This window comes from Mesobacillus boroniphilus JCM 21738, assembly GCF_000517385.1.
Classification (GTDB): Bacteria; Bacillota; Bacilli; order Bacillales; family Cytobacillaceae; genus Mesobacillus; species Mesobacillus boroniphilus.
The window spans coordinates 1-12,360 of the sequence record NZ_BAUW01000009.1; the positions used below are offsets into that span (position 1 = coordinate 1).

Sequence of the window (12,360 nt, forward strand, 5' to 3'; positions counted from 1 at the left end):
GGTAAAATATTGTTTTGTTTTAATAGCTTGATTGATTCCTTGACACCGGGGAATAACTCAAAATCTCCAGGATAAATCACTTTGTCACTTCCCCCAAGAGTGCCATCCCGGTCAATAAAAACAGCCTGGATATTTAACATAATACATTCACCTTCCAACCTAGTAGCTTTTCATCGTACTGTAGTAGTCAATTAAATGTTATCTTCAATCCCATTTTCTTTTTTTGGAAAATCCTACTATTTCCATCATACCATTCAATACATTTATATCCAAAATTTCCAAAACACCAAAAATCCCTCACCAAATGGCAAGGGGATCATGATTTATCCTTATTTGTTTTTCCTAACCGTTATGCAATTCATTATGAAGTTTCTTAAACTGCAGATACATAGCGACTCGCCACGGGACAATCATTCCAAACGCAAGAATCCAGAACATTCCACTAATCTCTCCGAAATCAATTGTGCTGCTTAGTACCAGTTTTGCTATGACACGTACAATCAACAGTCCGATTAAAATGAAGGCAAAAGCCTTGGATCTCTTAAGAAATATTTCCCGTCCTCTGACTTCGAATTTCGAGGTTTTGATGAGCAGAATTGAGAATAGTATTCCTACCGAAAGTGCCTCTATAATCTGTAAAAAATGCACCCGGAATATTGGAAGATGAACATAAGCGCACCCGTGCTCATAAAGATTGGCGGTAAAATAATTTTCTTGGCAGATGCTGGTTTTTTGGCTGCTTTCATCCTCATGAATGTCACAAAGATGGCCATGCCAATTGCTCCAACTGTTGACGCCAGAACGTAATTCATTCTATATTTCATCCCTTATTAAGTAGTTTTCCACATTATTATAATGAAAATAAGCCATTTAAGATAGACTTAAATGGCTGTTTTTTATCTTAACACTCTTGATACGGAATCGACTACCTGTGAATCATCGAATGGCTTTACAATGAAATCCTTTGCTCCTGCCTCGATCGCATCCACTACCATCTTCTGCTGGCCCATCGCTGAGCACATGATGATTTTTGCATCATTGAAATCCTTTTTGATTTCTTTTACGGCGTCCAGTCCGCTCATTTCCGGCATTGTAATATCCATTGTCACAAGATCGGGCTTCAGCTCACGATACAGCTCGACTGCTTCACGTCCATTTTCAGCTTCCCCCACTATTTCGTGGTTCGCTTTCTTCAGAATATTGGTTAAGGTGATTCTCATAAATTTTGCGTCGTCAACTATCAAAATTCTGGCCATCGCTGTATCCTCCCCGACAATCACAACAAATAGATTAATCTGTTAAATTTTACCCTTAATTACTATATAACTATATTTAACCATTATTTTCAATGTAAAGACACCGACAAATTTCTCACATATAAAAATTTCTTATGAAAATAATCTCATATAGGATTTATAGAACTCAAGCTTTAATATGCTCGTTAAAATCCTGTAAAATCGCCAAAAAACATTGATAGAATTGAAATCAGCTTTGTCATCCAGTCGAAGAACAACATGATTCCGACTAGTATCATGATATAGCCGCCGATTTTTACAATTTTCACATTGTGTTTGCGGATCCACTGCATCTTTCCAATAAAGAATGACAGAATGAAGAAGGGAATCGCAAAACCAAGAGTATACGCAATCATATAAAGCATCCCTGAGCCAGGGTTTGAGCTTGCAAGCAGGATGACCGAAGCAAGGATCGGCCCAGTACATGGAGTCCACCCAGCCGCAAAGGCCATACCGATTAATGAGGAACCAAAATACCCAGATGGGCGGTTCTTAAATTCTATTTTCCTGTCCTTCATCAAGAATTCAGGCTTAAAGAAGCCAAGCACCATCAACCCGAAAGCAACAATAAAAATCGCACCCAGCTGACGGATGAGGTCCTGGTATTGCATGAAGAATTGGCCTACGAAAGATGTCCCGAAGCCAATTGCAATGAAAATCACCGAAAAGCCCAGCAAGAAAAATAATGTATGGAGCAGACTGCGCCTTTGCAGCATCGCATTTTCGCTCTTTAGTTCTCCTACAGACATCCCAGTAATATAAGATAAAAATGCTGGATAAAGCGGCAAGCAGCATGGAGAAATAAAGCTAAGGAACCCCGCTCCCATAGCAATGAAAATATTTACATCTGTCATAATTCCATCCCCAGTCCATATTCGTTAGTCCCATTCTAACAAAACCATTTACTATTATTATAGTTTAACTGTGAACAATTTATTAATTTCTATAAAAAAGGTGTTTACCTTCTTAAAAACTGGGTAATAAAGGACGGTGTATATTTTTTACAGGAAAATATTTTACAAATGTTTCTTTTGAAATTTGGCAGTATATGCTATATACTAATATAGCACTTGTAATAATTTCTATATTTGATAATGATTTTACATAACTATTTTTAATATACTGCTAAGAGATAAAACAAGAAAGGATTTTCACATTGTCTAAAGAGCAACTGATCACCCTCATTGAGAAAAAACGCGAAGAACTGATACAAATCGCTTCCAAGAACGGCTTAAGCTCTACAATTGCCATCCATTATAGCCAGGAACTGGATGAATTATTAAATGAATATAACCGCGTCTACATAAAAAAGATACCAGCCCATTAAAAAACAGCTAATCGCCATAAGCGTTATAGCTGTTTTATTTTTGTCTATCTAAACAGTTCATTGCCTATTCATTATATTGGATGACGCCTTTGTACAATACGTCTCTTATAAAATGGCTCGGTTTTCCTACACTGTATAAACATATCTTAAAACTTTTTCATTACTTTTCCGATTATTTTTCCAGCACTCTTTCCAGCTTTCTTTGTTACTTGCTTCTTCACTTGTTTTTTAATTTCCTTTTTTATCATGCTCTTTAACCCCATCTTTTTCCCTCTTCCCCAAAAATAATTATTTTATTGGATAATAGTACGATTCTTTAGGCAAAAAAGTTTCATTTCTGCCTTGATAAGAATAGTTAATTATCGTTATGATCTAACCTGCCAGTCAGGATAGTATTAATATATTCCTATTTTAAATCAAAATAAAGGCGATTACCTCTTAGTAATCGCCATTTCACATAATGTAATTATTTACCCAACCACATCTTCCAGTCGTTCTACTGAACCATTCTGAAGGAGAAACATCTTATGGTAAAGTCCCTGGTGAGTGAGCAGTTCTTGATGTGTGCCGCGTTCAACTATTTCACCATGATGGAGGACGATGATCTGGTCAGCATCCTGGATAGTCGACAGCCTGTGGGCAATGGCAATCGTGTCCTGCCTTTGCGCATTTTGGATAGTGCGGTCTGGATCGCCTCTTCGGTTTCCGTATCTATATTTGCAGTGGCTTCATCCAGCACAAGGATTTTCGGATTAGCCGCAATTGTCCTCGCAAAAGCGATCAATTGCCTCTGCCCGCTCGAAAAAGTCGAGCCTCGCTCTGTCACTTTTTGTGCATATCCATCTTCAAGTTTTTCAATGAAGGAATCCGCCTGGACAAATTCAGCCGCCCTCCTAATATCTGCTTCCGTCAAATCGCTATTGTGCAGCCTGATATTATCCCCGAGTGTTCCGTAGAACAAGAACGGATCCTGTAGCACAAGTCCCATTTTATCGCGCAGTTCTTTTACCGGATAATTTTTTATCGAATGATTATCAATTAAAATATCGCCGCGTTCAAACTCATAGAAACGCATCAACAGGTTGATGATTGAGCTTTTCCCGCTTCCGGTGTGGCCTACAAATGCAAGAGTTTCTCCCGGATTCACGGTGAAACTGATATTTTTCAAGACATCCCTTTTTCCATCATAGGAAAAACAGACATCCTTGAATTCTATCTTTCCTTCATTGATTTTGTCAGCTTCTTTTCCAGTATGACCCGGAGCAAGCTCAGTTTCATCAAGCAGTTTGAATACACGTGATGCAGCGACAATCGCCTGCTGGTACATGGAAAGTCGCATCATCATATTATTCACCGGCTCGAAAAAGCGGTCAAGGTAATTGATGAATGCATACAGAACCCCAATTTCAATTGGACTGTCAAACGAAGTAATCCCAAAAAAGCTGAGTACGATGATTAACGCTAAAGTATAGACAAGATCAACAGCAGGACGCAACAACAGTCCATCTGCCTTGATGTTCTTCATACCCGCGTCAAAATGCTTATCGTTAATTTCACCGAACTCGTTTTTCAATCTTTCTTCCTGACGGAACATCTGGATGATCGACATACCCTGGAGTGATTCGCTGAGCTTTGCATTCAGCTGGCTCAGGCGTTCACGCATATCCTGGTAAAACCTCGAGCTCAGTTTCCGGTACAAGCTCATGATGAACACGATGAATGGTAAAATCAGCATTGTGAACAAAGCCAGTTTCACATTCAGGATGAACATGGCGACAAATATTCCGAACAATAAGAAGCCGCTCTGGATAAAAGTCGCAATGACACTGACGAACATATCTTTAATCGCCTCGGTATCATTGGTCACTCTGGATACAAGTGAGCCGGCAGGCGTCTTATCGAAGTATCTCAATCCAAGCTGCTGCACCTTTGTGAATACATCAATCCTCATTTGCTGGATGATTTTCAGCGCAATTTCCTGGAACTTCAGAAGCTGATAATAAGAGACGAGCACATTGAGGATCTGGATGCCTATATAAGCAGCACCGAGCATCAATAATGGCTTGAAAGGCAAATAGCCTTCCCTCAGGTAATCATCGATAAAAATTTTCACCAAAATCGGTCCGAGAACGTCCCCAATTGTGGCGAGCAGCAGGAATCCGAATGCGACAAAAATCATTTTTAAATGCGGCTTTGCATAAGCAAGAAGCCGGAACAGCACAGAACGCTGCTCTTTAGCGTTTAATACAGGCGTTTTTTCCATGACTTACCCTCCCTGCTCGACAAGCTCTTCAAGCTGCTGCCTTAAATACATATCCTTGTACCAGCCGTCGTTCTCCATCAGCTGGTCGTGGGTGCCGCGCTCTGCAATCTGCCCATTTTCAAGGACAACGATCAGATCAGCATGGTGAATGGCACTTAAGCGGTGGGCAGTGATAATTGTTGTCTTATCTTTACGATTTTCTCTCAATGCTGATAAAATCTGTTCCTCGGTCTTCGCATCGACCGCCGATAGTGAATCATCAAGGATAAGGATCTCCGGATTCATCACCAATGCGCGGGCAATCGAAATCCTCTGCTTCTGGCCGCCTGAGAGTGAAACCCCGCGCTCCCCGACAACAGTTTGATAGCCATCGGTAAATTCAAGAATGTCATCATGGATGTTTGCCACTCTGGCTGAATTATAGATGACCTCCTTATCAACAGTAGGATCCGCGAAAGCAATGTTCTCCTGGACAGTTGCCGAGAAAAGGAAATGATCCTGTGGGACGTATCCAATTGCCTGTCTCAATCGATCCATCTTATAGTCTTGAATGTTCCTGCCGCCAATGCTGATGCTTCCTTTCGAAAGGTCGAATTCACGGATGAGGAGCTTCAATAGTGTCGTTTTACCTGCTCCTGTCTTCCCTACGATTCCTAGCGTCTGCCCTTTCCCTAAACCAAAATTGATATCCTTTAATAAAGGCTCCTGGTCGCCAGGATAGGTAAATGACTCGATATCATATTTAAGGTCGCCATTCGGGACAATGTCCAGGGCGTCTGGTTTGTCCTGGATGTCGATCTTTTCATCAAGCAAGGCTGAAACGCGATCGTATGAAGCTCTTCCACGTTCTACAATATTGAAAAACCAGCCGAACGCAAGCATCGGCCAAACCAGCAAGCCAAGGTAGGAAGTAAAAGAGACCAGCTGTCCAATTGTCAGTTCACCGTTCATCACATACCTTGCCCCAAAAGCAATCGACAAGAAGAATGAGATGCCAACAATGATAGAAATCGTCGGGTCAAATAAAGCATCAACCTTCGCGACGGAAATGTTCTTTTTCACAACATCTTCTGACTGTTTGCGAAAATCCTCAATATCTTCTTTTTCCTGGCCAAATGTCTTAATGACCTTAATTCCTGTAATGCTTTCCTGCGTCTTGTCATTTAAATCAGAGAATGCTTCCTGAGCCTTATGGAACCTTTTATGAAGCATCGTCCCGTACCAGCTTGTCAGCAAAGCCATGAACGGCATTGGAATCAAAGCGATCAAAGTCAGTTTCCAGCTGATTGTCGCTGCCATTGCGATGATGACAAAGCCGCCGGTTGAGACAGAGTCAACAAACGTCAGGACACCTGCGCCTGCTGTCTGCTGAATCGCCGAAAGGTCATTTGTAGCATGAGCCATCAAGTCCCCTGTCCTTCTCTTCTGGTAAAAAGACTGCGACATACTAGTGAAATGGGCATACAGCCGATTCCTTAATAAACGCGCCAGTTTTACCGCTGAACCAAAAATCATGATCCGCCAGTAATACCGAAGCGAATACATCGCCAAGCCAGTAGCCGCTAAAACAAACATCCATTTTCCAAGTTTCCCGGCCGTAAGCGTACCATTGGTAATTTCATCTACGATTATTCCAATGACACGCGGCGGTACAAGCTGGAGCAATGCCACAAATAAAAGCAGGGAAACCCCTGTCAGATAAGCCTTTTTCTCCGACTTGAAATACCATAATAAATCCTTGAATACGCTCATATGTATATCCCCCAAACCCCTCAAATGCTTAAATAGTTTATCAAATATTTGTAAAATGGGGAAGATTTTTTCTTTTGAATATATTGAATAGCTGCTTCATCAAACTTAAATAGACGAATATTTAGGTAAATTAATAATAATTCGTTCGGTTTTTTAAACATTATTTGTTGTATAATTTTAAAATAGTGATATAATATCTATAAATTAATAGATTCACTCATATAATCGCGGGGATATGGCCTGCAAGTTTCTACCGGATTACCGTAAATGATCCGACTATGAGTGAGCAATGCAGGGGACCAACTCAACCTCTATTTGTCCGCAGCTTTTATTAGCCCAAGGCCATTGCTTCACTCATTTTATGATGTGAATGCAATGTTTTGGGCTTTTTTGTATTTAGAGCCCCCATTTACAGAGGAGGAATACAATGGAACTGCTTATTGAAAAAATCAAAAACGAAGGAATTGTCCTGTCATCATCAGTATTAAAGGTTGATTCATTCCTGAATCACCAGATTGATCCGCAGCTGATGGCTGAGATCGGAAAGGAATTTGCAAGGCGGTTCGAAGATTGTGGAATCACCAAAATACTGACGATTGAATCATCAGGTATCGCTCCTGCAGTGATGACTGGACTACAGCTGAATGTACCAGTGGTTTTTGCCAGAAAAAGAAAATCTCTAACTCTTGTAAATAATTTGTTTACTGCATCTATCTACTCTTTTACAAAGGAAGAAACAAGCGAAATTTCCGTTTCAAATCAGTACATATCGGAAAACGATAAGGTGTTGATCATTGACGATTTCCTCGCAAACGGACAAGCGGCACTTGGTCTTGTGGAAATAGCCAGCAAGGCAAAAGCATCGATAGCAGGAATCGGTATTATGATAGAAAAAGGATTCCAGGACGGCGGCTCTCTTTTGAGAGGACAGGGCTATCGGGTTGAATCATTAGCGATCATAAACTCGCTTGAGGATGGCTTAGTCAGCTTCGAACAACAAACAACTGAGACAAAGGTGGAATTGACGAGATGAAACAAAATCCAATAAAAATAGCTTCCTTAGGAATTCAGCATGTACTGGCGATGTACGCAGGAGCGGTGATTGTTCCGCTAATTGTTGGTGGAGCCTCGGGTTAACAGGAGAACAGTTGACTTATTTAGTTTCGATTGATATTTTCATGTGCGGTATCGCTACCCTTTTGCAAGTATGGCGCAATAAATTCTTCGGAATCGGCCTGCCTGTCGTGTTGGGCTGTACCTTCACTGCCGTAGGCCGATGATCGCGATTGGCGGACAATATGGTATATCAGCAATTTACGGTTCCATTCTTGTCTCAGGTATATTTGTCGTCACAATTTCAAAGTACTTTGGAAAGCTTGTCAAGTTTTTCCCTCCAGTTGTGACCGGATCTGTTGTAACCATCATCGGGATCACTTTAATTCCTGTTGCGATGAATAATATGGCGGGTGGACAGGGCAGCCCGGACTTTGGTTCACTTACAAATATCGGTCTTGCATTTGGTACTCTACTGTTCATTATTGTGTTGTTCCGTTTCTTTAAAGGATTTGTTCGTGCCATTGCCATATTGTTGGGACTTGGTGCAGGGACGGTCGTTGCATATTTCATGGGAATGGTGAATTTCACGGCTGTTGCGGAAGCATCATGGCTTCATATGCCAGCACCTTTTTATTTCGGCCTGCCAACATTTGAAGTATCAGCCATCTTGACTATGATTCTCGTAGCGATGGTCAGTCTTGTAGAATCAACCGGAGTATACTTTGCTCTTGGAGATATTTGTGAAGAAAAGCTTGAAGAAAAAGATCTTGCGAGTGGCTACCGTGCGGAAGGCCTTGCGATTATCCTCGGAGCATTTTTTAATGCTTTTCCCTATACCACCTATTCGCAAAACGTTGGACTACTTCAGTTATCTGGAGTGAAGACGAAGAATGTCATATACACAGCAGGCGCATTCCTTGTATTGCTGGGGCTCGTACCGAAAATTGGCGCGCTGACCACAATCATTCCAACACCTGTCTTGGGCGGTGCTATGGTTGCGATGTTCGGCATGGTTGTCGCTTATGGGATCAAAATGCTTAGCGCGGTAGAATTCTCATCACAGGAAAATTTATTAATCATTGCTTGCTCTGTTGGGATGGGACTCGGCGTGACAGCCGTGCCGGAATTATTCGCGCAAATGCCTTCCAGCATCCGGATCCTGACAGATAACGGAATCGTTGCCGGCAGTTTAACTGCTATTGTGTTGAATCTGGTATTCAATGTTTTTAAAGGCAATAAAGCAGCCCAGCAAGCTTCGTTTACTGAGCAGAAAGCGTCATAAAAATATCAATGCAATTTAGAATCATAGAAAATGAGGCACCGGAGGAAATCCGGTGCCTGTTTTCATTCTATTATTCTATTAATGACCTGTTTTTCCAAAATCCCGAATTTTAGGTCACCAATCGGCTCAAGTGGCTTCTATTGTAATGCCTGTTCCAAATCTTCTATTAAGTCCTCGGCATCTTCAATTCCAACCGAAATTCTGATTAACCCGTCTGTAATTCCTAATTCAGCTCTGCGCTCAGCCGGGATGGATGCATGGGTCATTTTTGCCGGAACTGAGATTAAACTTTCTACTGCTCCAAGACTTTCAGCAAGGGTGAAATATTTTACCTTGCTCAGTACCTCTGCTGCTTTTTCACCGCTTCCTACATCAAAGCTGACCATGCCTCCGAATCCTCCTGCTTGTTCATTGGCGATTGAATGCTGAGGGTGAGATTCGAGACCTGGATAATAAATTTTCTTCACACTCTTGTGTTTCTTTAGAAACTCGACGATCTTTTTGGTGTTCGCCTCATGCGCTTCCATCCGAAGAGCCAAAGTTTTGATTCCCCTCACAAGCAGCCAGGAATCCTGAGGCCCTAAAATCCCTCCGGTTGAATTTTGGACAAAATGAAGATCATCTGCAAGCTTTTCATCATTCACGACGACCAATCCAGCCACTACATCGCTGTGGCCACCTAGATACTTAGTCGCAGAATGAAGGACCATATCAGCACCCAGGGTCAACGGAGTCTGCCAGTATGGTGTGCTGAAGGTATTGTCCACGATTGTCAGCAAGTCATTTTCTTTTGCCAGTTCTGCACATGCCTTAATGTCCGTTACTTTTAAAAGTGGATTTGTTGGTGTCTCGATATATAGAGCCTGGTGTTGTGCTGAATCGCTGCCTTTACTGCTTCAAGGTCCGTTGTATCTACAAATGTCGATTCAATTCCGACTCGGTTAAGGACCTTGTTCATAACCCTGTAAGTTCCGCCGTATACATCATCTGTCAAAATGATATGGTCTCCTGAGTTAAAGAGCATCATCACTGCTGAGATTGCCGCCATTCCGGAACCAAAGGCAAACCCTCTTTTTCCTTCTTCCAAATCTTTGATTAACTCTTCCAGGGCAAACCTCGTCGGGTTCCCTGTCCTTGAATATTCATAGCCCTTATGAACTCCCACATCAACTTGTTTGTAGGTACTTACCTGGTATATTGGAAACGAAACAGCGCCAGTAGTTTTATCGCCGGGAATACCGCCATGGATCATTTTTGTTTTGCGTTTCATTTAAATTCCCCCCTCGTATATTTTTTTGCTAAGATATCTTTCACTTCCGTCTGGGAAGATCGTAACGATGTTTGTGCCAGGAGGGGCTTTACGTGCTTCTTGCAAAGCTGCGTGAAGAGCTGCGCCAGATGAACTTGCAGCGAGTATTCCCTCTCTAGCCGCGAGTTCCTTCACGGTGTCAAATGCATCTTTATCGGAAATGGTATAGATTTCGTCAAAGAAAGCAGAATCCATATATGGCGGAAGGAATTCCATTCCGATTCCTTCTGTTTTATGGGGACCTGACTGGCCTCCGTTTAGAATCGATCCTTCCGGTTCAACAATAACGGTCTTTATCATTGGATTTTTTTCTTTTAAAAACTTCGCAGTACCCATGAATGTTCCTCCGGTACCAGCACCAGCTACGAAAATATCAATCTCACCATCTACGTCTTGCCAAATCTCAGGTCCCAAAGTTTTATAATAAGTTTCTGGATTTGACGGATTGGAAAATTGGGATGGTGAGTAGGAATTAGGAATTTCTTTCAGCAATTGTTCAGTCTTGCGGATTGCTCCAGACATCCCTTCCGAAGTAAGCGTATGGACGATGGTAGCGCCGAGGGCCCTCATTACCGTCTGTTTTTCAATGCTGAATTTTTCTGGCACTACAAAAATTACATCAATACCTTTGTTGATCGCTGCCATCGCCAGACCAATCCCTGTATTTCCTGCAGTTGGCTCAATTAATGTACCGCCTTTAACCAGTTTGCCTGTACGGAAAGCCTCGTCGATCAACTCTAATCCCAGTCGGTCTTTAATGCTGCCTCCTGGATTTAAGTATTCCAGCTTTGCATATAAACGGACATCGCTAGGCATATGGAATTGGGTAAGTTCAACCATGGGTGTATGGCCAATTATTTCATGGATACTGCGGTAAACCGTCATTGCATTTAACTCCCCTTATTCAGCAAATACCTGGCGCCACTCATCTTTCTTTGCCAGCATTTTCGCTGCAATTTCTTTTGCTCCCTCAAGGCTGTGGCTTGCAGCCCATCCGCACTGAATTTCATTGCAGGCAGGTACCTCATCTGCCTCTAGCACATCATTCAGAGTTTTTTCTAACACTTCAAGAATATTGTCATAATCATCATGTTGATCACCGATAAATAAAACCCCGTCTGGCAGCCCATTGGACTAATGTCTACTACACTGGCATGATGATTACGAATATTTTCAGCCATTAAGTGTTCAAGAGAATGAAGTCCTGGCATCTCCATATGCTCCTTGTTCGGCTGGCAGAATCGGATATCATACTTATGGATGACATCGCCACTTGCTCCTTGTGTTGTACCTGCTAAACGGATATATGGTGCGGCCACCTTCGTGTGATCTAAATTAAAGCTTTCAACATTCATTTTCTTTACCATTACTTTTTCAACTCCTCTAACATTAGTAAAATCAGTTCTGCTGAATTTTTTGCGGCCGTTTCAAGGAATTGATCAAACGAAATGTTTGAATCTTTCCCTGCAATATCGGAAAGCGACCTGATAATAACAAATGGGACTTCGAATTGATGAGCTACCTGGGCGATTGCTGCTGCTTCCATTTCTGCTGCATACAAATCAGGCAGCTTTGCCCTGATAAACTCTACCCTCTCCGGGTCATTCATGAAGGAATCACCAGAAGCGATCAAGCCTTTAACAATCTGAATGCCATCAATCTTTTCAGCACTCCTTAACGCGACTGTGACAAGCTTTTCATCTGGGGCGAAGTAAGCAGGCATCCTTGGTACCTGGCCATATTCGTATCCAAAGATTGTGACATCGACATCGTGATGCCTTACTTCTGTTGAGATGACGACATCACCGACATTAAGGTTTTTGTGAAAACCGCCTGCAGAACCTGTATTGATGATGACATCGGGTTGGAATTTATCAATAAGGATTGCTGTACCCATTGCAGCATTTACTTTGCCGATTCCTGACTTCAGCAGGACCACTTGCAAGCTATCAATCTCTCCTTGATAAAATTCACTTCCAGCAAGATAGATATCTTCCCTGTTTTTGAGTTTACTGCGAAGCAAATCTACTTCTTCATCCATTGCACCGATAATCCCAACTCTCATCGTGCCTCTCC

7 protein-coding genes, 5 pseudogenes and 1 riboswitch are annotated in these 12,360 nt (G+C 41.9%); of the genes and pseudogenes, 3 read left to right on the top strand and 9 right to left on the bottom strand.

Annotated elements, in window-relative coordinates; translation table 11 throughout:
* Window positions 1-342 precede the first annotated feature (342 nt).
* From JCM21738_RS04435 to JCM21738_RS04445, 3 genes and pseudogenes are all read right to left on the bottom strand, one after another.
* A pseudogene (locus tag JCM21738_RS04435) lies at window positions 343-812 on the bottom strand (CcdC family protein).
* A gap of 84 nt (window positions 813-896) precedes the next feature.
* On the bottom strand, window positions 897-1,256 hold the full coding sequence (locus tag JCM21738_RS04440; protein WP_023614695.1) for a response regulator: 360 nt from the start codon (window positions 1,254-1,256) through the stop codon (window positions 897-899).
* Between the two features lie 185 nt (window positions 1,257-1,441).
* Complete coding sequence (locus JCM21738_RS04445) at window positions 1,442-2,149, bottom strand: cytochrome c biogenesis CcdA family protein (RefSeq protein WP_023614696.1); 708 nt, start codon at window positions 2,147-2,149, stop codon at window positions 1,442-1,444.
* Between the two features lie 302 nt (window positions 2,150-2,451).
* Between JCM21738_RS04445 and JCM21738_RS04450 the strand changes: the two genes are divergently transcribed.
* Window positions 2,452-2,622 carry an aspartyl-phosphate phosphatase Spo0E family protein gene (locus tag JCM21738_RS04450; RefSeq protein WP_023614697.1) on the top strand — a complete coding sequence of 57 codons (171 nt, stop codon included), beginning with the start codon at window positions 2,452-2,454 and terminating at the stop codon, window positions 2,620-2,622.
* 470 nt (window positions 2,623-3,092) lie between these two features.
* Here JCM21738_RS04450 and JCM21738_RS04455 read toward each other — a convergent pair.
* A pseudogene (locus tag JCM21738_RS04455) lies at window positions 3,093-4,885 on the bottom strand (ABC transporter ATP-binding protein).
* Window positions 4,886-4,888: 3 nt separating this feature from the next.
* Window positions 4,889-6,637: an ABC transporter ATP-binding protein gene (locus JCM21738_RS04460; protein WP_023614700.1), complete on the bottom strand. Its 1,749-nt coding sequence runs from the start codon at window positions 6,635-6,637 to the stop codon at window positions 4,889-4,891.
* A gap of 197 nt (window positions 6,638-6,834) precedes the next feature.
* Window positions 6,835-6,936, top strand: a riboswitch (purine riboswitch).
* 128 nt (window positions 6,937-7,064) lie between these two features.
* On the opposite strand from JCM21738_RS04460, the gene JCM21738_RS04465 reads away from it, so the two are divergent.
* Both JCM21738_RS04465 and JCM21738_RS04470 read left to right on the top strand, forming a co-directional pair.
* Window positions 7,065-7,670 carry a xanthine phosphoribosyltransferase gene (locus JCM21738_RS04465; RefSeq protein ID WP_023614701.1) on the top strand — a complete coding sequence of 202 codons (606 nt, stop codon included), beginning with the start codon at window positions 7,065-7,067 and terminating at the stop codon, window positions 7,668-7,670.
* Window positions 7,667-8,975: pseudogene (locus tag JCM21738_RS04470) on the top strand (nucleobase:cation symporter-2 family protein). Before JCM21738_RS04465 ends, JCM21738_RS04470 begins: the two are co-directional and overlap by 4 nt.
* Window positions 8,976-9,112: 137 nt before the next feature.
* Here the strand turns inward: JCM21738_RS04470 and JCM21738_RS04475 are convergent.
* The 4 genes and pseudogenes from JCM21738_RS04475 to mtnN all read right to left on the bottom strand — a co-directional run bounded on the left by JCM21738_RS04475 (window position 9,113) and on the right by mtnN (window position 12,349).
* A pseudogene (locus JCM21738_RS04475) lies at window positions 9,113-10,245 on the bottom strand (bifunctional cystathionine gamma-lyase/homocysteine desulfhydrase).
* A complete protein-coding gene (locus JCM21738_RS04480; protein WP_023614704.1) occupies window positions 10,246-11,169 on the bottom strand; it encodes a PLP-dependent cysteine synthase family protein in 924 nt (307 codons plus the stop codon).
* Between the two features lie 15 nt (window positions 11,170-11,184).
* A pseudogene (locus JCM21738_RS04485) lies at window positions 11,185-11,651 on the bottom strand (S-ribosylhomocysteine lyase).
* A complete protein-coding gene (gene mtnN, locus JCM21738_RS04490) occupies window positions 11,651-12,349 on the bottom strand; it encodes a 5'-methylthioadenosine/S-adenosylhomocysteine nucleosidase (RefSeq protein WP_023614706.1) in 699 nt (232 codons plus the stop codon). Before mtnN ends, JCM21738_RS04485 begins: the two are co-directional and overlap by 1 nt.
* Window positions 12,350-12,360 lie beyond the last annotated feature (11 nt).